The following is a 23,100-nucleotide window of genomic DNA, read 5'->3' as shown; positions in this document are numbered from 1 at the left end:
ATTAATTTGGTGTAAATTATTAAAAAATAACATTAATTTAGGTCTTAAGAATGAGTTGACTATCGAATTTGCTAAATTAAAATTTGTTGTGTCAAAGCATACTACCCATATTAATACTTATTAAAACTAATTTAGACCACAAAAAAATAGCTTATCACTTTTAAAAATAATTACAAGTTAAAATGATAAGCTGAATGTTAAATTAAAATAATCTTAAAAGTATAATGCCTGTCAAAATGCATAATAGACCAATAGTTTTTCTGGATGTCATTGCTATTTTAGGTGAACCAAATAATCCAAAGTGATCTATCAATATTCCCATTAGAATCTGGCCAAACATCCCAATAAGTGTTGTTAATGCTGCACCCATATGAGGCATTAAGATAATGTTAGCTGTTACAAAAGCCATGCCAAGTATACCGCCAGTAAAATAGATAGGTTTTAATTTACCGAATTTTAAATGACTTGTTTTTAGTTTTAAAGAACGATTAAAAATAGCGGTTAAAATCAATAGCGTTATTGACCCAATTGTAAATGATACTAATGATGCAAAGGCTGGTGAATGAGTATGACTTGCTAAAGCACTATTGATTGTCGTTTGAATAGGTGGAAAGAAACCAAAAATAAAGCCTAAGAGAAGCCAAAACAGTAAATACCTTTGATCAGTTAGTAATAAATTATTCTTGTTAAATTGATTCATTATGACGATGCCGATAATGAGTAACAATACTCCAATTGCTTTAATTAAATTAAAATCATGAATTGTAGCGCCAAATAAGCCAAATGTATCAATAATGACACCCATAATAATTTGACCCGCAACTGTTGCAATTACAGTTAATGTTGCACCTAATTTTGGCAATAACAATAAATTGCCAGTTAAATAGCCAACACCGAGTAATCCGCCAACGAACCAAGTATAGTCGAATGTTTGATTACTAAAAAAGTGTAATGAGAAAACGTCAGGATTTATAAAAATATTTAAGACGATTAAGCATATAGTACCAACTGAAAATGAAATGAATGAAGTATAGAAAGGCGATTTAGTATACAGTGATAGTCTTGAATTGACAGATGTTTGGATAGGAATAAGCATTCCAACTAGGACACCAATGATATAGAAAAGAAGCATATGAATAAAGTCTCACTTTCCAAAGTTAATAATAAAATCATATGTATACATTATCATTATAGAGAAAATATACAACTCATTTATAATAATGTTGAAAAAAGCAGGACATTAACAAAACAAAATCACCCTAGACAATCATGATGAAAGTCTAGGGTGTTAGTATTTATACTAAATTAATTGCGTTTTCTTTATATCTATTTCTTATCTTCAAATAAAACAGTTGTTGTTTTATCAATAATTTGAGCTGAATGTACTTTGGTGATGGTACCACTATTTGACTTTATAATATTTAAATCTACTAATGCATTCATACTATCACGTGCAACTTGCTCGGTCACTACGTTGTTTAATTGTGGTAATTGCAGTTTTACAGGCTTGTCTAGTGAAGATTTAAAACTTAATTCAAGTGTTTTAGTCATGAATATGTCCTCCTGATTAAATTGATAAAGATTTGATGAGTTCGATATTGCTATATGTTTCCCCAGTAAGTCGCTCAATAAGTTTGCTGAATGTTTTAATTTGGTCGTTTGATGCATCAGGGTTAATGTTGGCGAATCGACGCTTAAATTCTGTTTGTTTGCCGTTAGCGTCTACTTTTGTAAATGATAATACAATAGTGATGTGGTTTATTTTACTCATATTTTAAAACCTCCTTTCACACTATATATCGAAATAAAATAATAAAATGGCTAATTTTATTTTCTATGTTTAAAATCTATAAAAAAGGTAATAGATATATGTAACTAAAATATAAAATAGCTATGATTAAGACACTTAAGGCAAGGGGAGGTTGAGGTATGAATAAAGTAGAAGCGATTAAATTTAATGATGATATTGTTAAAATGTATGAAGCGCTCAAGATAAAATCTGAACGTGACTATTTATTCTTTAAGTTAGCTATACATAGTGGATTGAAAGTATCAGAATTATTAACAATTACAGTCTCTCAAGTTAATAGACTAATTGAAAAGTGTACGTTATCAGAAATGTGTAAAGCACATTTTCATTCGTTGATTAAAATTAAATTACCAGAAACATTATCGAAAGAACTACTTCAATATATAGAGGACAGGAGTCTTTCGAATGAAGACGTTCTTTTTCAATCACTACGAACAAATCAAGTATTATCTAGACAGCAAGCATATCGAATTATTCATCAAGCATCAATTGAAGCTGGCATAGAGAATGTAGGACTAACGACATTGCGTAAGACATTTGCATATCATGCTTATCAAAAAGGTATACCTATACCAGTCATTCAAAAGTATTTAGGGCATCAATCTGCTATTGAAACACTAAATTTTATCGGTTTAGAAAATGAGTGTGAACATAGTATTTATATTTCATTACAATTATAGAAACAAAGGAGGCTAATAATGAGTTTGGTTTATTTATTAATTGCCATACTTGTGATTATGGCGATGATACTTCTAATGTCTAAACGTAGAGCATTGGCTAAATATGCCGGGTACATAGCGTTGATTGCACCTGTAATTTCATCTATTTATTTTTTGATTCAAATACCATCAGTAGCTAAACTGCAATATCTTTCTACCTCTATTCCATGGATTAAGACATTAGATATCAATTTAGATTTACGTTTAGATGGTTTAAGTTTAATGTTTTCTCTTATTATTTCACTTATTGGAATTGCAGTATTCTTCTATGCAACTCAATATTTATCCTCTCGAAAAGACAATTTACCAAGGTTTTATTTTTATTTAACGTTATTTATGTTCAGTATGATTGGTATTGTATTATCAGACAATACGATATTGATGTACATTTTTTGGGAATTAACGAGTGTATCATCATTTTTATTGATTTCATATTGGTATAACAATGGTGACAGTCAATTTGGTGCGATTCAATCATTTATGATTACAGTATTTGGTGGATTGGCGTTATTAGTTGGTTTTATAATGCTGTATATCATGACAGGAACGAATAACATCACTGACATATTAGGACAGGCAGATCATATTAAGAATCATGGATTGTTTATGCCTATGATTTTTATGTTTTTATTAGGTGCATTTACAAAATCAGCACAATTTCCATTTCATATTTGGCTACCTAGAGCAATGGCTGCACCTACACCTGTAAGTGCTTATTTACATTCAGCCACGATGGTAAAAGCTGGTATCTTTTTATTACTTCGATTTACACCATTATTAGGTCTTAGCAATATGTACATATATATCGTAACCTTTGTCGGGTTAATAACTATGTTATTTGGCTCAATCACAGCTTTAAAACAATGGGATTTAAAGGGAATTCTAGCGTATTCAACAATCAGTCAACTAGGAATGATTATGGCAATGGTCGGTATCGGTGGTGGATATGCTCAACACCTACAAGACGCAATAGCATCTATTTATGTATTCGTGTTATTTGCAGCATTGTTCCATCTAATGAATCATGCCATCTTTAAATGTGCGCTTTTCATGGGAGTAGGTATTTTAGATCATGAAGCAGGTTCAAGGGACATACGAATTTTAAGTGGAATGCGTCAACTATTTCCTAAAATGAATCTAGTCATGACGATAGCGGCTCTATCTATGGCTGGAGTACCATTTTTAAATGGATTTTTAAGTAAAGAAATGTTCTTAGATGCATTAACACAAACTGGACAATTATCCCAATTTAGTTTGATTTCAATGATAGCTATCGTGTTTGTTGGTGTTATTGCGAGTGTTTTTACATTCACATATGCACTATACATGGTAAAAGAGGTATTTTGGACAAAATATGATTCTAAGGTTTTTACTAAAAAAAATATCCACGAACCATGGTTGTTTAGTTTACCATCTCTTATATTAATGGTGCTAGTACCTGTAATCTTTTTTGTACCAAATATATTTGGGAAGTGGATTATCGTTCCAGCATTAAGAGCTGTATCAGCTGGTAATCATCAAATTGATCAATTGGCACCACATGTTTCGCAATGGCATGGATTTAACATACCGCTTCTTTTAACCATCATCATTATTTTATTGGGTAGTGTACTAGCAATCAAAGTAGATTGGAAAAAAGTGTTCACGGGTAAAATCAGACAGATTTCAGTTTCAAAAAGCTATGAGATGATATATAGACATTTTGAAAAGTTTGCTACGAAGCGATTTAAACGTGTTATGCAAGATCGTTTAAACCAATACATTATTATGACACTGGGCATATTTATGGTAATCATCGGATACGGTTATATTCGAATTGGACTTCCTAAAGTACATCAGTTACATGTTTCTGAATTTGGGGCATTAGAAATTATATTAGCAATCGTAACTGTCACAATTGGTATTTCTTTAATTTTTATACGTCAACGACTAACCATGGTAATTTTAAATGGAGTCATCGGTTTTGTTGTGACCTTATTCTTTATAGCAATGAAAGCCCCTGATTTAGCATTGACTCAGCTAGTAGTTGAAACAATAACGACGATACTATTTATTGTCAGTTTTTCAAGATTACCAAACGTGCCAAGATCTAACGCTAACAAAAAAAGAGAAATAATTAAAATTTCTGTATCACTCTTGATGGCACTTATTGTTGTATCATTAATTTTTATTACACAACAAACAGATGGTTTATCATCAATATCAGACTTCTATTTAAAAGCTGACAAACTAACAGGTGGTAAAAATATTGTAAATGCGATACTTGGTGACTTTAGAGCATTAGATACATTATTTGAAGGATTAGTGTTAATTATTACTGGGCTAGGTATTTACACATTACTAAATTATCAAGATCGGAGGGGACAAGATGAAAGAGAATGATGTCGTGTTAAGAACGGTCACGAAACTTGTTGTATTTATATTATTGACTTTCGGATTCTATGTCTTCTTCGCAGGTCATAATAATCCTGGTGGTGGCTTTATTGGTGGTTTAATATTTAGTTCAGCGTTTATTTTAATGTTTCTGGCTTTTAATGTTGAAGAGGTTTTAGAAAGTTTACCGATTGATTTTAGAATTTTAATGATTATTGGAGCATTGGTATCATCTATTACTGCGATAATACCTATGTTTTTTGGAAAACCATTTTTGTCTCAATATGAAACAACTTGGATACTTCCAATTTTAGGGCAAATTCATGTAAGTACAATAACACTTTTTGAATTAGGTATTTTATTTTCAGTTGTTGGTGTTATTGTCACAGTGATGTTGTCGCTTAGCGGAGGTCGATCATGAATTTAATATTATTACTAGTTATAGGATTTTTAGTATTTATAGGAACATATATGATTTTATCAATCAATTTAATTCGTATTGTAATCGGAATTTCAATATATACTCATGCCGGTAATCTCATTATCATGAGTATGGGAACGTATGGTTCTAGTAGATCAGAACCATTAATAACTGGTGGAAACCAATTGTTTGTTGATCCCTTGTTACAAGCTATTGTACTAACTGCAATAGTTATAGGGTTTGGGATGACTGCGTTTTTACTTGTACTTGTTTATAGAACTTATAAAGTAACAAAAGAAGATGAAATCGAAGGCCTAAGGGGGGAAGATGATGCTAAGTAACTTATTGATTTTACCAATGTTATTACCATTCCTTTGTGCCTTAATCCTTGTATTTTTAAAAAATAATGACCGTATTTCTAAATATTTATACTTAGGTACAATGACTATCACCACAATTATTTCATTAATGCTATTAATTTATGTTCAGCGTCACCGTCCAATTACGCTAGACTTTGGAGGATGGTCAGCGCCCTTTGGTATACAGTTTTTAGGAGATTCTTTAAGTTTAATTATGGTTACAACCGCTTCGTTTGTGATTACTTTAATTATGGCATACGGATTTGGGCGTGGCGAACATAAAGCAAATCGTTATCACTTGCCATCGTTCATATTATTTTTAAGCGTTGGCGTGATAGGCTCTTTTCTAACATCAGATTTATTTAATTTATACGTCATGTTTGAAATTATGTTACTTGCGTCATTTGTACTCATTACACTTGGACAATCTGTAGAACAATTACGTGCTGCAATTATTTATGTTGTCTTGAATATTATTGGTTCATGGCTATTCTTATTAGGTATAGGTTTACTTTATAAAACAGTAGGTACATTAAACTTTTCACATATTGCAATGCGTTTGAATGATATGGGAGATAATCGCACTGTAACAATGATTTCATTAATCTTCTTAGTCGCATTTAGTGCTAAAGCAGCGCTGGTCCTTTTTATGTGGCTACCTAAAGCATACGCAGTGTTAAATACTGAGCTTGCAGCATTATTTGCAGCGTTAATGACCAAAGTAGGGGCCTATGCATTAATTCGATTCTTCACTCTACTATTTGATCAACATAATGATCTCATACATCCATTGCTAGCAACTATGGCTGCTATAACTATGGTCATCGGCGCTATAGGTGTCATTGCTTATAAAGATATTAAAAAGATTGCAGCTTACCAAGTCATAATATCAATAGGATTTATCATTTTAGGTTTGGGAACAAACACGTTTGCAGGTATTAATGGTGCAATATTTTATTTAGTAAATGATATTGTTGTAAAAACATTGCTATTCTTTATTATTGGTAGTTTAGTTTACATTACAGGCTATCGACAATATCAATATTTGAATGGCTTAGCTAAAAAAGAACCTTTATTTGGAGTTGCGTTTATTATAATGATTTTTGCTATTGGCGGCGTGCCCCCATTTAGTGGCTTTCCGGGGAAAGTACTTATTTTCCAAGGTGCATTGCAAAATGGCAATTATATTGGACTAGCGTTAATGATTATTACTAGTCTAATTGCAATGTACAGTTTATTTAGGATACTTTTTTATATGTATTTTGGAGATAAAGATGGGGAGGAAGTTAATTTTAAGAAAATCCCACTATATCGAAAAAGAATTTTAAGTATTTTAGTAGTTGTGGTTATCGCAATCGGAATTGCTGCGCCTGTTGTGTTAAATGTTACAAGTGATGCAACTGAGTTGAACACGAGTGATCAATTATATCAAAAACTTGTAAATCCGCATTTGAAAGGAGAGGACTAAATGAATCAAATAGTTTTAAATATTATCATTGCATTCTTATGGGTATTATTTCAAGATGAAGATCATTTTAAATTCTCGACTTTCTTTTCTGGATATCTAATTGGTTTAATTGTCATTTATATATTACACAGGTTTTTCAGCGATGATTTTTATGTTAGAAAAATTTGGGTAGCTATTAAATTTTTAGGTGTTTATTTATATCAATTAATAACATCTAGCATTAGCACGATTAATTATATTCTTTTTAAAACAAAAGATATGAACCCTGGATTACTTTCATATGAAACAAGACTAACTAGTGACTGGGCAATAACATTTTTAACAATTTTAATTATTATAACTCCAGGGTCTACAGTAATACGAATTTCTCAAGACTCTAAAAAGTTTTTTATTCATAGTATCGACGTGTCAGAAAAAGAAAAAGATAGTTTGTTAAGAAGTATTAAGCATTATGAAGACTTAATATTGGAGGTGTCGCGATGATACAAACAATAACACATATTATGATTATTAGTTCACTCATTATTTTTGGAATTGCATTAATCATCTGTTTATTTAGATTAATCAAGGGACCTACAACAGCAGATCGTGTCGTTACATTTGATACAACAAGTGCTGTCGTAATGTCAATTGTGGGTGTGTTAAGTGTACTTATGGGCACCGTTTCTTTCTTAGATTCAATCATGCTCATTGCCATTATATCTTTTGTAAGTTCTGTTTCAATATCGCGCTTTATTGGTGGGGGGCATGTGTTTAATGGAAATAACAAAAGAAATCTTTAGTCTTATTGCTGCTGTGATGTTGTTGTTAGGTAGTTTTATTGCTCTTATTAGTGCAATAGGTATCGTGAAATTCCAAGATGTTTTCTTAAGAAGTCATGCTGCAACAAAAAGTTCGACTTTATCCGTGTTATTAACTTTAATCGGTGTATTAATTTATTTTATTGTGAATACAGGATTTTTCAGTGTGCGTTTATTACTATCACTTGTTTTTATTAATTTAACTTCACCCGTCGGCATGCACTTAGTCGCTCGCGCTGCTTATCGCAACGGCGCTTATATGTATCGAAAAAATGATGATCACACACATGCATCAATATTATTAAGTTCAAATGAACAAAACTCTACAGAAGCATTACAATTACGTGCTAAAAAACGAGAAGAGCATCGTAAGAAATGGTATCAAAACGATTGAATTGTTGGCTAAATTGTTAAGCATAACAATGCTTTTGAAGATTTGTTTTCAAAATTAATCATTAAATGAGTACTTTGAAATTGGCTAGTCGATTTTAAGGTGCTCATTTTTTGTATTATAAGTTAATGTTGTTATGTGAAAGCAAGTTGTTTATTTATACAAACAATTAGTGATAAAATAAAATTAAATAATTGCAAATTTAAGTACTGCAATCGTAGACATATATCTATATTAAAGTGCTTTTGTGGTCGCTAACTCAATTTATCCTCTAAAGTATAATTACAACGAGATGTGATACTTAATTTTCAATTAAACAATACTTTTTAGAGAGGTGAAAGTTTGGAAATATTTGAAACAATTCTTATATTTATAGCTGTTGTGATACTAAGTTCGTTTGTCCATACTTTCATACCTAAAGTACCCCTAGCATTTATACAAATTTTCTTGGGCATGTTACTATTTATTACCCCAATCCCTGTTCAATTTAATTTTGATTCTGAATTGTTTATGGTAACAATGATTGCGCCTTTGTTATTTGTAGAAGGTGTTAATGTTTCTAGAGTCCATTTAAGGAAATATATTAAGCCAGTGATGATGATGGCATTAGGATTAGTTATTACTACTGTGATAGGTGTAGGTTTATTTATTCATTGGATTTGGCCAGATTTACCTATTGGAGCAGCATTTGCAATTGCTGCCATTCTTTGTCCTACTGATGCAGTAGCAGTGCAAGCAATCACTAAAGGAAAGGTCTTGCCAAAAGGAGCAATGACAATTCTTGAAGGTGAGTCATTATTGAATGATGCTGCTGGTATTATTTCATTTAAAATAGCTGTTGGAGTATTAGTTACAGGTGCTTTTTCACTTGTTGATGCTGTTCAGTTGTTTTTAATTGCATCAATTGGTGGCGCAGTGGTTGGTTTACTTATAGGTATGGCATTAGTAAGGTTCCGATTAACATTGATGCGTCGAGGATATGAAAACATTAATATGTTTACAATTATTCAATTGTTAACACCATTTGTTACGTATTTAATTGCTGAATTGTTTCACGCATCAGGAATCATTGCGGCAGTAGTTGCAGGACTTGTACATGGTTTCGAACGTGACAGAATTATGCAAGTACGTACACAACTACAAATGAGTTACAATCATACATGGAATATACTAGGTTATGTTTTAAATGGCTTTGTTTTTTCAATATTAGGATTTTTAGTACCTGAAGTTATTATTAAAATTATCAAAACAGAACCGCACAATTTAATCTTTTTAATAGGCATCACTATTGTTGTTGCTTTAGCTGTCTATCTATTTAGATTTGTTTGGGTTTATGTCTTATATCCTTATTTTTATTTAGCCATCAGTCCATTCCAAAAAATGATGACTAAAAATGATGATGATAATCCAACAACTGAGAAACCACCAAAGCGAAGTTTATACGCTTTAATTATGACGTTATGTGGTGTGCATGGAACAATTTCTTTAGCAATCGCATTAACGTTACCGTATTTTTTAGCAGGTCATCATGCTTTTACGTATAGAAACGACTTATTATTTATTGCATCTGGTATGGTTATTATTAGTTTGGTAGTTGCACAAGTATTATTGCCATTATTAACGAAACCTGCACCTAAAACAGTAATTGGCAATATGTCGTTTAAAGTTGCTAGAATTTATATATTAGAACAAGTTATTGATTATCTAAATCAAAAATCTACTTTCGAAACAAGTTTTAAATATGGTAACGTGATTAAAGAATATCATGATAAATTAGCATTTTTAAAAACTGTAGAGAAAGATGATGAAAACTCTAAAGAATTAGAACGTCTACAAAAAATTGCTTTTAATGTAGAAACAAAAACATTAGAGTCTTTAGTAGATGAAGGACAAATAACGAATAGTGTACTTGAAAACTATATGCGTTATGCTGAAAGAACACAGGTATATAGACAAGCATCATTAATAAGAAGAATGATTGTATTATTACGAGGTGCTTTATTAAAACGAAGAGTACAAACGAGAGTGAACTCGGCATCTTCACTTAGTGTTACGGATAACTTAATGGAATTAAACAAAATTAATAAATTAGTCCATTATAATGTGGTTAGTCGTTTGTCTAAGGAAACAACAAAAGATAATACACTTGAAGTTGGAATGGTTTGTGACGGTTATTTAATGCGAATTGAAAACTTAACACCGTCTAATTTCTTCAACTCAGCAAGTGAAGATACGATTACTAAAATTAAATTAAATGCATTGAGAGAACAACGTCGCATTTTACGTGAGTTGATTGATACAGATGAAGTATCAGAAGGTACAGCGTTAAAACTAAGAGAAGCCATCAATTATGATGAAATGGTTATTGTAGATAGTATGACGTAGTTCGTAATTATGCTAAAAGGGATTGATGAAAAACTGAATGGCTTTTCATCAATCCCTTTTATTTTAGGGGAATTGAATAGATAGTTTTAAACTATACGAATTATTAATATTTGAGATTTAATTGAAATAAGTTTTAAAAATTGGAGGAGATAGATTAATCGAAGTCATTTAAAGATGAAGATAAGTGCATTCACAAAAAATAGCCACACTCATATGACATCGGATGAGTGTGGCTTAAGGATCTATGGGGGGAGGAAACCATAGATGTTTACTTTGATAGGCCAGATTAAATATCAAAGTATGCGATTATTTATAGCTTGATGCAAAAGTGGTATGCCTATTAAAAGTTACTGCACATAGCTTTTAATATTCCGTTCAAAGGAAAGGGGCATACAATTGAACAATCTGTATTAGTACTTTTAACCAGCTATGCTAAAAGTCTAGTAGGGAGAACAGTTGTCCAATCACATAAGAACCTCTAACTTCGTTAGTACGATTAAGAAAAGCTTTTTAGTTAGTATGTAATACAATTTATTGACGCGCGTGAATCTCTTTTATAAGAGTGTGTAGGGAATGGCGTTGTATAAATTGTATTAGAAGAACTTCTAACGCATCTCTGTGGTTAAAAGAGATGAAGGGAACGACAGTTTAATTAAAACCACATAAAGCTTTTAACTTTGCTCTTTGATTTAAAGAGTGATAAATGTTTACAGTTTAATTAAAACTGCATAAGAACTTCTAGCTTTTCTCTCTCGCTCAAAGAGAAGTTCTAATACCACCATATCGTGCGATCGGGAACGGTATATATATTAATAGGAGGGTAATATATATTTAACGCACGATATGGGACTATTAGCCTTCGACTTTGTTATGTTGATGTGTGGCCTAAAATATTGGAGATACCAATATTTTAGGTTGCATCAACATCAATTCATCTTACTTCATTAAAACACAGCGTGTTATTTCATGCTTCCGTGTACAGTTTCAATATTTGATTTCATCATTTTGTAGTAAGAGTCACCTTTAGTGCCTTCTTTACCGATTGAATCTGTGTACACTTCACCAAAGATATCTTTCTTCGTTTCTTCAGATAAACTTTCCATTGCTTTCTTATCAACACTTGTTTCTACTAATAAGTGTTTTAATTTGTGCTTTTTAACAAACTCAATAGCTTGTCTCATTTGTTCAGGTGTACCTTGTTTTTCAGTGTTAATTTCCCAAATATAACCTGGTGTAATACCGTATTGTTTTGAGAAGTACTTGAAGGCACCTTCACTTGTAATCATGGCACGTTGTTCTTTTGGAATGTCATTAAATTTGTCTTTACTGTCATTATTTAATTTTTCCAATTGAGCAATGTATTTGTTACCTTGCTTTTCATAATCTGCTTTATGTTTTTTGTCGTTATCGATAAATGTTTGTTGAATTGTTTTTACGTATTTAATACCGTTATCTAAACTTAACCATGCGTGTGGATCTTGTTTATCTTTGTTGCCTTCTTCACCGTTTAAATAGATAGGTTTAACATCTTTTGATACTGCGATAACTTTTTTATCTTTTAATGATTTACCAGCCTGTTCTAAGGCTTTTTCAAACCAACCGTTACCAGTCTCTAAATTTAATCCGTTGTATAAAATAACGTCAGCGTCAGTTAACTTTTTAATATCTTTAGGTTTAACTTCATATTCATGAGGATCTTGACCAACAGGTACAATACTATGAATATCGACGTTGTCTCCACCAACATTTTTAGCCATATCATATAAAATTGAATTCGTCGTTACTACTTTTAATTTGCCATTTGACTTATCACTGCTTTGTTTACCACCAGTACCACATGCAGCAACTAAAAGTAATAAGGCTAATAATAAAGGTACTAATTTTTTCATGTTAAACTTCCTCGTTTCTTTCTATTCGTAAATTTTGTGAAAAATAATGTGATGATATAAATTACAAACGTACAAAGTACGATTGTCGCACCACTAGGAATGTTGTAAATATAGCTGTAATAAAGTCCGACAATTGAACTTATGACACTTATTAAACTTGCTATAATCATCATTGAGTATAGTTTTTTACTAATTAAAAATGCTGTAGATGCAGGTGTAATTAATAGTGCAACTACAAGAATAATACCTACCGTTTGAATACTTGCTACTGTTACTAATGAGAGTAACAACATCACAAAGTAATGTAATAACGTCGTATTTAGACCACTCATTCTACTAAACGTTGGATCGAATGTAGAAATCATTAATGGACGATAGAAAATAATGATTAGAATAAGGACGATTGAACCAATCACAATAGTAGTTAAAAATGCACTATTTGTGATTGCCAGTAAATTACCAAACAGAATATGGTACAAATCTGTCGTAGTGTTTATTAAGCTAATAATAATAATCCCCGAAGCTAAGAAAGCGGTAAAACTAATTCCAATAGCGGCGTCAGGTTTCGTTTTACTACTAGATGTGATATAACCGATAAAAATACTTGCGATCATACCAGTTATAAGTGCGCCTATAAACATTGGAATACCAAATAAGAATGATAGGGCAACACCAGGTAATACTGCGTGACTCATTGCATCTCCCATTAATGAAAGACCACGTAATACAATTAAACTACCAACTGTACCACAAACTATCCCTACAATAATTGAAGTTATCAATGCTCGATTCAAGAATTGATATGTAAATAAATGTTCGACAAACTCTAACATGTTATATTGCTCCTTTGACTAGGGTCACTACAGTCAGTGCTACTCATAAATGTTTCGTTTAAGCGAGTGACACTCATAGCCTCTTCACTATCACCAAAGTATCGTAATGTTTGATTTAATAGAATAATGCGATCAAAGTATTGCTTTGCTTTTGATAAATCATGGTGGATGATAAGAATAAGTTTTCCTTGTTGTTTTAAGTTCTCGATTTTTGTCATGATTAATTTTTCGCTACTAAAATCAATTCCGACAAACGGCTCATCTAGAAAATAAACTTCACTTTCGGACATCAATGCTCTTGCTACTAGCACACGTTGTAATTGTCCACCACTTAATTCTGAAATTTGTCGATGACGTAAAGATTCTAATTCTAAATCGCTTAATAACTGTTTGAGTTTATCCCTTGCTGATTTATTAGGTCGTCTAAACCATCCAATTTCTTTGTAGCAACCTGATAAAATCACTTGTTCCACACTTATAGGAAAATCTAAATCAATATGTGCTTTTTGTGGAATATATGTAATATGTTGCAGTTGTTGTTGTATAGGTTTGTTATATAACAATTTAGTACCGGTAGCATTAAATTCACCAATTAAAGACTTGATAAGGGAAGATTTACCAGCACCATTCGGGCCCATGATACCAATTATTTCGCCGCGTACTGGTATCGATAAGGAAATGTTTTTAAGTACATGCTTATTACCTAAAAACAGATTTAAATCTTTTGTTTCTAACAAACGTTTATACCTCCTAATTAAAAGTTTAGGCTAACCTAATTAATTGTATAATAAACTGAGAATATTTATCATGTCAAGTAAATTCGTGATATAATATAGACAATGTATGTGAGGTGAAAGTATGTTAACTGAAGAAAAAGAAGACTATTTAAAGGCAATCCTTACGAATAATGGCGATAAAAACTTTGTAACAAATAAAATCTTATCTCAATTTTTAAATATTAAGCCTCCATCTGTAAGTGAAATGGTAGGACGTCTCGAAAAAGCAGGCTATGTTGAAACAAAACCGTACAAAGGTGTTAGATTAACAGAGGATGGTTTAACGCATACGCTTGATATTATTAAGAGACATCGACTATTAGAATTATTTTTAATAGAAATATTGAAATATAATTGGGAAGAAGTACATCAAGAAGCAGAAATTTTAGAACATCGAATTTCAGATTTATTTGTTGAAAGGCTGGATAGCTTGTTAAATTTCCCAGAAACTTGCCCGCACGGCGGTGTGATTCCTAGAAATAATGAATATAAAGAGAAATATATAACAACGATATTGAATTATGAACCTGGCGATATCGTTACAATTAAACGTGTGAGAGATAAGACTGATTTGCTAATATATTTGTCTAGTAAAGATATCTCTATTGGTAATGAAGTGGAAATTGTATCGAAAGATGAAATGAATAAAGTTATTATCATCAAACGTAATGATAATGTAATTATTGTCAGTTACGAAAATGCAATGAACATGTTTGCTGAAAAATAAAATAAAGAAGCCATAAAGATATCCATGATTGTACTGATAAAGACATATGAATAATTGCTTTAGGCTTCTTTTTTATTAGTTAATTTATCAAGTGAGTATATTTGAGTAAAATATTCACTGCATAAAGATTGAAGATAATCCAGATTGTACTATAAATGAAGATAGGTACATGACTGAGTTCTTTAAGTGCACTACCATCCCACTGTGGACTTGGACGCTGGAAAGTCAATTTAGCAATCGTCCAACTAGATTGTAGAACTTCGCCTAATAATACGCCTAAAATATATTGATAACTCATTGTGACAAGTAGTTGAATTTCTCCTATATTTTCATCTTTTAATATAAAATACAACATGATAGAAATTAAAGTTATAACAACAATGGGTGAGCCTTTTCTAGATGTTAATATTAAAAAATAAATAAATATCAATAAATAGGTAAATATAAAGAAACTAGGTATCTGATAATGGCTCGACGCTAAACCTATCAATAACATAATAGGTGGCATAAAATAACCACCAATCGTTGTAAGCCATTGGCCTGCTAGATGTCTAGATTGTGTAATTGCGAATCCTTGTTGTAATGTCTGTTGTCGCTCTCGTGGACTTGTTACAATGACTAAATCTTTTGCACGGCCACCAGCGAGTTTATTAAACAGTACATGACCAAATTCATGTGTTAAAACAGGGATATAGTTTAAAATGACATCTAAATAGTTCAAAACAGGCTTATGTCTATATTGATGAATAGCAATATAACAAGCTGCAACAATAACGATAATGTATATATTAAGTTGAATTGTCGTATTAAAAAAGTTTGATAAATAATTCATTGTTAACCTCATATAAGATAGTAATTTAAAGTTTGCTTATCATTTATTATAAATGATATTGGCATCAATAGCGTTAGACTTTAGACTTACCTTAGTTAAACTAATTTTAATTTTTGAAAAGGTGAATATGTGTTAAAATAAAGCAAAATCATTTCGATATAAATAGGATGAATATAAATACTGTTAATATTGATTACACTAACATAATAATGAAATAAGATAGGAGATTCCTGTTATGACTGTTGAAGAAAGATCCAATACAGCCAAAGTTGACATTTTAGGGGTCGACTTTGATAATACAACAATGTTGCAAATGGTTGAAAATATTAAAACCTTTTTTGCAAATCAATCAACGAATAATCTTTTTATAGTAACAGCCAACCCTGAAATAGTGAATTACGCGACGACACATCAAGCGTATTTAGAGTTAATAAATCAAGCGAGCTATATTGTTGCTGATGGGACAGGAGTAGTCAAAGCTTCGCATCGTTTAAAGCAACCTCTAGCGCATCGTATACCTGGTATTGAGTTGATGGATGAATGTTTGAAAATTGCTCATGTAAATCATCAAAAAGTATTTTTGTTAGGGGCAACTAATGAAGTTGTAGAAGCGGCACAATATGCATTGCAACAAAGATATCCAAACATATCGTTTGCACATCATCACGGTTATATTGATTTACAAGATGAGACGGTAGTGAAACGAATTGAACTGTTTAAACCTGATTACATATTTGTAGGTATGGGATTCCCTAAACAAGAAGAATGGATTATGACACATGAAAATCAATTTGAATCTACAGTGATGATGGGCGTAGGTGGTTCTCTTGAAGTATTTGCTGGGGCTAAAAAGAGAGCGCCTTATATCTTTAGAAAATTAAACATTGAATGGATTTATAGAGCATTAATAGATTGGAAACGTATTGGTAGATTGAAGAGTATTCCTATATTTATGTATAAAATAGCCAAAGCAAAAAGAAAAATAAAAAAGGCGAAATAGTCATGATGACAAAAATAAAACCGAGGAAATCCTTAAATGGAGATTCTCGGTTTTCTCGGTTTATTTAATAACGAAGCGGGACTCATCGAGTTTGTTTCTAAATTCTTTTTGTTCGGCTTTGGATTTCTTTTTAAAATCGTTTAGGAAAGCTTCATATTTAGGTAATACATCATCAAGTTCACCGTAATCTTTTAACTTTCCGCCTTCAATCCAAGCAATCTTAGTACAAAATTGTCTCACTTGGCCTAAGTTATGACTAACGAAAAAGATGGTTTTGTTTTGCTCTTTAAACTCGTAAATTTTATCTAAACATTTTTGTGCAAAAGTTTGGTCACCTACAGATAAAGCTTCGTCAATGACTAAGATATCTGGATTAACTGTGATATTAATTGAAAAACCAAGTTTTGCACGCATACCACTTGAATACTTTTTAACTGGTTGATAAATAAACTCACCAAGTTCACTAAATTCAATAATCTTAGGTGTCATCGCTTTAATTTCTTTACGCTTAAAGCCCATACATAACATTTTAAATTCGATATTTTCAATCCCTGTAAGTTGTCCGCTCAAGCCAGCACTAATTGCGATAACGCTGACTTCACCATTACGATCCACTTTTCCAACAGTAGGCGACAAAGAACCGCCAATGATATTACTCAACGTTGATTTGCCGGAACCATTGATGCCAACAAGCCCTATGACGTCACCTTCATATGCTTTTAAACTAATGTCATCTAAAGCGAAAAATGTTTTGTTTTTATGTTTGGGAATGAGCGCATCTTTCATACGTTCTTTATTTGTACGATAAATACGATATTCTTTTGTTACATTTTTAATGTTTACCGAAACGTTCATTTGTAGACCTTCCTTATTCACATTTATCTAGATTATAATATACTACTCAACAGTTGTTAAATTTTAAAACCTGTTGTAAAGTGTATAGAAGATTTTGTTATTATCAGAGTTAGTGTTTTGACACAAAATGTTAATCATCAATGATAACAATGATATTTAAAAACTAAACTTATTTCAACTTACATGATTGTATACTATAATGTATTTGTAATAAACTAATATTTTAAAGAACTAGACAATAATTTTGATAGCATCCATGTATAGTGATAGTATTTACAACAATTATTATAATACTATTTAGTTAAGTAGAGAAATAGTTAAACATTTGAAAGTGTGGTTTAATGGAATGTCAGCAATAGGAACAGTTTTTAAAGAACATGTAAAGAACTTTTATTTAATTCAAAGACTGGCTCAGTTTCAAGTTAAAATTATCAATCATAGTAACTATTTAGGTGTGGCATGGGAATTAATTAACCCTGTTATGCAAATTATGGTTTACTGGATGGTTTTTGGATTAGGAATAAGAAGTAATGCACCAATTCATGGTGTACCTTTTGTTTATTGGTTATTGGTTGGTATCAGTATGTGGTTCTTCATCAACCAAGGTATTTTAGAAGGTACTAAAGCAATTACACAAAAGTTTAATCAAGTATCGAAAATGAACTTCCCGTTATCGATAATACCGACATATATTGTGACAAGTAGATTTTATGGACATTTAGGCTTACTTTTACTTGTGATAATTGCATGTATGTTTACTGGTATTTATCCATCAATACATATCATTCAATTATTGATATATGTACCGTTTTGTTTTTTCTTAACTGCCTCGGTGACGTTATTAACATCAACACTCGGTGTGTTAGTTAGAGATACACAAATGTTAATGCAAGCAATATTAAGAATATTATTTTACTTTTCACCAATTTTGTGGCTACCAAAGAACCATGGTATCAGTGGTTTAATTCATGAAATGATGAAATATAATCCAGTTTACTTTATTGCTGAATCATACCGTGCAGCAATTTTATATCACGAATGGTATTTCATGGATCATTGGAAATTAATGTTATACAATTTCGGTATTGTTGCCATTTTCTTTGCAATTGGTGCATACTTACACATGAAATATAGAGATCAATTTGCAGACTTCTTGTAATATATTTATATGACGAAACCCCGCTGACCATTAATAAATGGAAGTGGGGTTCATTTTTGTTTATAATTTAAGTAAATAACATATTAAGTTGGTGTATTATGAACGTTTTAATAAAGAAATTTTATCATTTGGTAGTTCGAATACTTTCTAAAATGATTACGCCTCAAGTGATTGATAAACCGCATATCGTATTTATGATGACTTTTCCAGAAGATATTAAGCCTATCATCAAAGCATTAAATAATTCGTTGTATCAGAAAACTGTTTTAACAACACCAAAACAAGCGCCTTATTTATCTGAACTTAGCGACGATGTTGATGTGATAGAAATGACTAATCGAACATTGGTAAAACAAATTAAGGCTTTGAAAAGCGCGCAGATGATTATTATCGATAATTATTACCTATTACTAGGTGGATATAATAAGACTTCTAATCAACGCATTGTTCAAACGTGGCATGCAAGTGGTGCATTAAAAAACTTTGGCTTAACAGATCATCAAGTCGATGTGTCTGACAAGGTAATGGTTCAGCAGTATCGTAAAGTTTATCAAGCGACGGATTTTTACTTAGTGGGTTGTGAACAAATGTCACAATGTTTTAAACAGTCTTTAGGTGCAACAGAAGAGCAAATGTTGTATTTTGGGCTTCCGAGAATTAATAAATATTACACAGCTGATAGAGCAACGGTTAAGGCAGAGTTAAAGGATAAATATGGAATTACAAATAAGTTGGCATTATATGTACCAACATATAGAGAAGATAAAGCAGATAATAGGGCTATTGATAAAGCTTATTTTGAAAAATGTTTACCAGGATATACACTGATTAATAAATTACATCCATCAATTGAACATTCAGACATTGATGACGTATCTTCAATCGACACGTCTACATTAATGTTAATGTCAGATATAATTATTAGCGACTATAGTTCGCTGCCAATAGAGGCTAGCTTGTTAGATATTCCAACTATATTTTATGTGTATGATGAAGGAACATATGATAAGGTGAGAGGCCTGAATCAATTTTACAAAGCAATACCGGATAGCTACAAAGTGTATACTGAAGAAGATTTAATAATGACGATACAAGAAAAAGAACATCTATTAAGTCCGTTATTTAAAGATTGGCATAAGTATAATACTGATAAAAGTTTACATCAGCTCACAGAATATATAGATAAGATGGTGACAAAATGAGGCTTACGATAATCATACCTACATGTAATAATGAGGCAACAATTCGACAATTGTTAATATCTATTGAGAGTAAAGAACACTATAGAATCCTTTGTATTGATGGTGGTTCTACTGATCAAACAATTCCTATGATTGAACGGTTACAAAGAGAACTCAAGCATATTTCATTAATACAATTACAAAATGCTTCGATAGCTACGTGTATTAATAAAGGTTTGATGGATATCAAAATGACAGATTCTCATGATAGTGACGCATTTATGGTCATAAATCCAACATCAATCGTATTGCCAGGTAAATTAGATAGGCTAACTGCAGCATTCAAAAATAATGATAATATTGATATGGTAATAGGGCAGCGAGCTTACAATTACCATGGTGAATGGAAATTGAAAAGTGCTGATGAGTTTATTAAAGACAATCGAATCGTTACATTAACGGAACAACCAGATTTGTTAACAATGATGTCTTTTGACGGAAAGTTATTCAGTGCTAAATTTGCTGAATTACAGTGTGACGAAACTTTAGCTAACACATACAATCACGCAATACTTGTCAAGGCGATGCAAAAAGCTACGGATATACATTTAGTTTCACAGATGATTGTCGGAGATAATGATATAGTTCCACATGCTACAAGTAACAATGAAGATTTTAATAGATATATCACAGAAATTATGAAAATAAGACAACGAGTCATGGAAATGTTACTATTACCTGAACAAAGGCTATTATATAGTGATATGGTTGATCGTATTTTATTCAATAATTCATTAAAGTATTATATGAATGAACACCCAGCAGTAACGCACACGACAATTCAACTCGTAAAAGACTATATTATGTGTATGCAGCATTCTGATTATGTATCACAAAATATGTTTGACATTATAAATACAGTTGAATTTATTGGTGAGAATTGGGATAGAGAAATATACGAATTGTGGCGACAAACATTAATTCAAGTGGGCATTAATAGGCCGACTTATAAAAGATTCTTGATACAACTTAAAGGGAGAAAGTTTGCACATCGAACAAAATCAATGTTAAAACGATAACGTGTACATTGATGACCATAAACTGCAATCCTATGATGTGACAATATGAGGAGGATAACTTAATGAAACGTGTAATAACATATGGCACATATGACTTACTTCACTATGGTCATATCGAATTGCTTCGTCGTGCAAGAGAGATGGGCGATTATTTAATAGTAGCATTATCAACAGATGAATTTAATCAAATTAAACATAAAAAATCTTATTATGATTATGAACAACGAAAAATGATGCTTGAATCAATACGCTATGTCGATTTAGTCATTCCAGAAAAGGGCTGGGGACAAAAAGAAGACGATGTCGAAAAATTTGATGTAGATGTTTTTGTTATGGGACATGACTGGGAAGGTGAATTCGACTTCTTAAAGGATAAATGTGAAGTCATTTATTTAAAACGTACAGAAGGCATTTCGACGACTAAAATCAAACAAGAATTATATGGTAAAGATGCTAAATAAATTATATAGAACTATCGATACTAAACGATAAATTAACTTAGGTTATTATAAAATAAATATAAAACGGACAAGTTTCGCAGCTTTATAATGTGCAACTTGTCCGTTTTTAGTATGTTTTATTTTCTTTTTCTAAATAAACGATTGATTATCATATGAACAATTAGTGCTAATCCAGCGACAAGGCATGCACCACCAATGATAGTGAATAATGGATGTTCTGCCCACATACTTTTAGCAACAGTATTTGCCTTTTGAATAATTGGCTGATGAACTTCTACAGTTGGAGGCCCATAATCTTTATTAATAAATTCTCTTGGATAGTCCGCGTGTACTTTACCATCTTCGACTACAAGTTTATAATCTTTTTTACTAAAATCACTTGGTAAAACATCGTAAAGATCATTTTCAACATAATATTTCTTACCATTTATCCTTTGCTCACCTTTAGACAATATTTTTACATATTTATACTGATCAAATGAACGTTCCATTAATGCATTCCCCATCATATTACGTTGCTTCTCGCCACCAAGGTTTTTATAGTCTCCTGCACCCATGATAACTTGATTAATTCTAAATTTACCTCGTTTGGTAGTAATCGTATGGTTGTAATTTGCTGTATCACTTGATCCAGTTTTTAAACCATCTGTACCAGGCAAACTCATTTTTGCACCTTCTAATGAAAAGTTGAATGTGTAATACGTAACTGCATGCGTTGTTGGTGCTAACTGCTTTGTAAAGTCTAATATTTTAGGTGTCTCTTTAATCACGTGTAAATCTAAAATGGCATAGTCTCTAGCAGTTGTTACAGTACGTTCTTGGTCTTTATACTTTGTTGGTGCAAATGTACGTAATCTTGAATTTTCAGCACCTGTTGGATTGACGAAATGTGTATTTTTCATTCCGATAGCTTTAGCTTTGTTATTCATTAAATCAACGAAATCGCTGGTGTTTTTTGATACCTTCTTAGCTAAAATTAATGCCGCGGCATTGCTAGAATTAGATACTGTAATTTGTAATAGGTCTGCGATTGTCCATACTTGTCCAGGATATAGCTTCGTATTACTCAGCTCAGGTAGTGTAGACATAATATATTCTTTGTTCGTCATTGTGACAGTGTCATCAAGTGAAAGCTGCCCCTTATTTACAGCTTCCAATGTTAAGTACATTGTCATTAATTTAGTCATAGACGCTGGATTCCACTTAGTATCGATATTGTATTGATACAGTAATTGTCCAGTTTGACTTACATTAACAGCACTCGTTGGTTCGTATGCAGCCGACAAACCTGCATAACCATATTGATTTCCTGCTTGTACAGGGGTTACGTCACTGTTAGCAGCTTGTGCATATGGTGTCATAATACTTAATGTTAAACATAAAATGATGATAATAGATATTAAATTTTTCATAAAGCGTTAATCTTCCCTTTTCCAATTCTTAAATATTCCCTAAAAGCAATGGTCATTCCTACTTACGGAAATCATTGCTAATTCACTTCACCTTAATTAAATTGTTGAAAATAAAGTTTTCTGCAGTTAATTTGAAAAATAATGCAAATATATTACGTGCGTAGCTAAAG

At 31.6% G+C, this 23,100-nt stretch carries 24 protein-coding genes; 15 read left to right on the top strand and 9 right to left on the bottom strand.

The genetic code is table 11. From position 1 onward, the window contains the following. Window positions 1–202: 202 nt before the first annotated feature. The 3 genes from ACXQH5_RS03680 to sroA form a co-directional block, all read right to left on the bottom strand. Window positions 203–1,132 carry a DMT family transporter gene (locus ACXQH5_RS03680; protein ID WP_001824079.1) on the bottom strand — a complete coding sequence of 310 codons (930 nt, stop codon included), beginning with the start codon at window positions 1,130–1,132 and terminating at the stop codon, window positions 203–205. Between the two features lie 194 nt (window positions 1,133–1,326). Then, window positions 1,327–1,551 (bottom strand): DUF2922 domain-containing protein, encoded by a 225-nt coding sequence (locus ACXQH5_RS03675; protein ID WP_000169042.1) that lies wholly within the window; start codon window positions 1,549–1,551, stop codon window positions 1,327–1,329. A 16-nt stretch (window positions 1,552–1,567) separates the two neighbouring features. Continuing rightward, window positions 1,568–1,771: a sigS mRNA-stabilizing protein SroA gene (gene sroA / locus ACXQH5_RS03670; RefSeq protein WP_000036088.1), complete on the bottom strand. Its 204-nt coding sequence runs from the start codon at window positions 1,769–1,771 to the stop codon at window positions 1,568–1,570. 158 nt (window positions 1,772–1,929) lie between these two features. Here sroA and ACXQH5_RS03665 point away from each other — a divergent pair, with 158 nt between their 5' ends. From ACXQH5_RS03665 to ACXQH5_RS03625, 9 genes are all read left to right on the top strand, one after another. Beyond that, window positions 1,930–2,490 carry a tyrosine-type recombinase/integrase gene (locus ACXQH5_RS03665; RefSeq protein ID WP_001044917.1) on the top strand — a complete coding sequence of 187 codons (561 nt, stop codon included), beginning with the start codon at window positions 1,930–1,932 and terminating at the stop codon, window positions 2,488–2,490. Window positions 2,491–2,508: 18 nt separating this feature from the next. After that, complete coding sequence (gene mnhA2, locus ACXQH5_RS03660) at window positions 2,509–4,911, top strand: Na+/H+ antiporter Mnh2 subunit A (RefSeq protein ID WP_000060760.1); 2,403 nt, start codon at window positions 2,509–2,511, stop codon at window positions 4,909–4,911. Then, a complete protein-coding gene (mnhB2, locus tag ACXQH5_RS03655; protein ID WP_000661906.1) occupies window positions 4,898–5,323 on the top strand; it encodes a Na+/H+ antiporter Mnh2 subunit B in 426 nt (141 codons plus the stop codon). The genes mnhA2 and mnhB2 overlap by 14 nt, the downstream gene beginning before the upstream one ends. Then, entirely contained in the window at window positions 5,320–5,664 is a 345-nt protein-coding gene (gene mnhC2 / locus ACXQH5_RS03650) for a Na+/H+ antiporter Mnh2 subunit C (RefSeq protein ID WP_001048985.1), read from the top strand. Before mnhB2 ends, mnhC2 begins: the two co-directional genes overlap by 4 nt. Next, the gene (gene mnhD2 / locus ACXQH5_RS03645) at window positions 5,654–7,150 is read left to right on the top strand and encodes a Na+/H+ antiporter Mnh2 subunit D (protein ID WP_000950548.1); all 1,497 of its coding nucleotides are present in this window, start codon (window positions 5,654–5,656) and stop codon (window positions 7,148–7,150) included. Before mnhC2 ends, mnhD2 begins: the two co-directional genes overlap by 11 nt. Further along, window positions 7,151–7,633, top strand: a complete 483-nt coding sequence (mnhE2, locus tag ACXQH5_RS03640; RefSeq protein ID WP_001071971.1) for a Na+/H+ antiporter Mnh2 subunit E — start codon at window positions 7,151–7,153, stop codon at window positions 7,631–7,633. It begins immediately after the preceding gene. After that, window positions 7,630–7,932, top strand: coding sequence for a Na+/H+ antiporter Mnh2 subunit F (gene mnhF2 / locus ACXQH5_RS03635; RefSeq protein ID WP_000616642.1), 303 nt, complete (start codon window positions 7,630–7,632; stop codon window positions 7,930–7,932). Before mnhE2 ends, mnhF2 begins: the two co-directional genes overlap by 4 nt. Next, entirely contained in the window at window positions 7,907–8,344 is a 438-nt protein-coding gene (gene mnhG2, locus ACXQH5_RS03630; protein WP_000406615.1) for a Na+/H+ antiporter Mnh2 subunit G, read from the top strand. The genes mnhF2 and mnhG2 overlap by 26 nt, the downstream gene beginning before the upstream one ends. A gap of 339 nt (window positions 8,345–8,683) precedes the next feature. Beyond that, window positions 8,684–10,726, top strand: a complete 2,043-nt coding sequence (locus tag ACXQH5_RS03625) for a cation:proton antiporter (protein ID WP_000402172.1) — start codon at window positions 8,684–8,686, stop codon at window positions 10,724–10,726. Window positions 10,727–11,685: 959 nt separating this feature from the next. Here ACXQH5_RS03625 and mntC read toward each other — a convergent pair. The 3 genes from mntC to ACXQH5_RS03610 are packed head-to-tail and all read right to left on the bottom strand — an operon-like array spanning window position 11,686 to window position 14,185. Beyond that, a complete protein-coding gene (gene mntC / locus ACXQH5_RS03620; protein ID WP_000737654.1) occupies window positions 11,686–12,615 on the bottom strand; it encodes a manganese ABC transporter substrate-binding lipoprotein MntC in 930 nt (309 codons plus the stop codon). After that, complete coding sequence (locus tag ACXQH5_RS03615; protein ID WP_000889250.1) at window positions 12,612–13,448, bottom strand: metal ABC transporter permease; 837 nt, start codon at window positions 13,446–13,448, stop codon at window positions 12,612–12,614. The genes mntC and ACXQH5_RS03615 overlap by 4 nt, the downstream gene beginning before the upstream one ends. Beyond that, window positions 13,442–14,185 carry a metal ABC transporter ATP-binding protein gene (locus ACXQH5_RS03610; protein WP_000894464.1) on the bottom strand — a complete coding sequence of 248 codons (744 nt, stop codon included), beginning with the start codon at window positions 14,183–14,185 and terminating at the stop codon, window positions 13,442–13,444. The genes ACXQH5_RS03615 and ACXQH5_RS03610 overlap by 7 nt, the downstream gene beginning before the upstream one ends. A 121-nt stretch (window positions 14,186–14,306) precedes the next feature. Between ACXQH5_RS03610 and ACXQH5_RS03605 the strand changes: the two genes are divergently transcribed. Further along, entirely contained in the window at window positions 14,307–14,951 is a 645-nt protein-coding gene (locus ACXQH5_RS03605) for a metal-dependent transcriptional regulator (RefSeq protein WP_000954654.1), read from the top strand. A 79-nt stretch (window positions 14,952–15,030) separates the two neighbouring features. Here ACXQH5_RS03605 and ACXQH5_RS03600 read toward each other — a convergent pair whose 3' ends face one another. Next, window positions 15,031–15,783, bottom strand: coding sequence for a M50 family metallopeptidase (locus tag ACXQH5_RS03600; RefSeq protein WP_001108544.1), 753 nt, complete (start codon window positions 15,781–15,783; stop codon window positions 15,031–15,033). A 235-nt stretch (window positions 15,784–16,018) separates the two neighbouring features. Between ACXQH5_RS03600 and tarA the strand changes: the two genes are divergently transcribed. After that, a complete protein-coding gene (gene tarA, locus ACXQH5_RS03595) occupies window positions 16,019–16,783 on the top strand; it encodes an N-acetylglucosaminyldiphosphoundecaprenol N-acetyl-beta-D-mannosaminyltransferase TarA (RefSeq protein ID WP_000215392.1) in 765 nt (254 codons plus the stop codon). 60 nt (window positions 16,784–16,843) lie between these two features. Here the strand turns inward: tarA and tagH are convergent, their stop codons facing one another. Beyond that, window positions 16,844–17,638 carry a teichoic acids export ABC transporter ATP-binding subunit TagH gene (gene tagH / locus ACXQH5_RS03590; protein WP_001103232.1) on the bottom strand — a complete coding sequence of 265 codons (795 nt, stop codon included), beginning with the start codon at window positions 17,636–17,638 and terminating at the stop codon, window positions 16,844–16,846. A 346-nt stretch (window positions 17,639–17,984) separates the two neighbouring features. On the opposite strand from tagH, the gene tagG reads away from it, so the two are divergent. The 4 genes from tagG to tagD all read left to right on the top strand — a co-directional run bounded on the left by tagG (window position 17,985) and on the right by tagD (window position 21,518). Next, window positions 17,985–18,797: a teichoic acids export ABC transporter permease subunit TagG gene (tagG, locus tag ACXQH5_RS03585; RefSeq protein WP_001273058.1), complete on the top strand. Its 813-nt coding sequence runs from the start codon at window positions 17,985–17,987 to the stop codon at window positions 18,795–18,797. Window positions 18,798–18,895: 98 nt separating this feature from the next. Next, window positions 18,896–19,999, top strand: a complete 1,104-nt coding sequence (gene tarB / locus ACXQH5_RS03580; RefSeq protein ID WP_001101590.1) for a teichoic acid glycerol-phosphate primase TarB — start codon at window positions 18,896–18,898, stop codon at window positions 19,997–19,999. Next, the gene (locus ACXQH5_RS03575; protein WP_001241195.1) at window positions 19,996–21,057 is read left to right on the top strand and encodes a glycosyltransferase family 2 protein; all 1,062 of its coding nucleotides are present in this window, start codon (window positions 19,996–19,998) and stop codon (window positions 21,055–21,057) included. The genes tarB and ACXQH5_RS03575 overlap by 4 nt, the downstream gene beginning before the upstream one ends. Window positions 21,058–21,119: 62 nt before the next feature. Continuing rightward, the gene (gene tagD, locus ACXQH5_RS03570; protein ID WP_000832260.1) at window positions 21,120–21,518 is read left to right on the top strand and encodes a glycerol-3-phosphate cytidylyltransferase; all 399 of its coding nucleotides are present in this window, start codon (window positions 21,120–21,122) and stop codon (window positions 21,516–21,518) included. Window positions 21,519–21,634: 116 nt separating this feature from the next. Here tagD and pbp4 read toward each other — a convergent pair whose 3' ends face one another. Continuing rightward, the gene (gene pbp4 / locus ACXQH5_RS03565; protein WP_000793062.1) at window positions 21,635–22,930 is read right to left on the bottom strand and encodes a penicillin-binding protein PBP4; all 1,296 of its coding nucleotides are present in this window, start codon (window positions 22,928–22,930) and stop codon (window positions 21,635–21,637) included. Window positions 22,931–23,100 lie beyond the last annotated feature (170 nt).

It is taken from the genome of Staphylococcus sp. SA22 (assembly GCF_054165785.1).
This window is presented reverse-complemented; position numbering and strand designations above follow the sequence as displayed.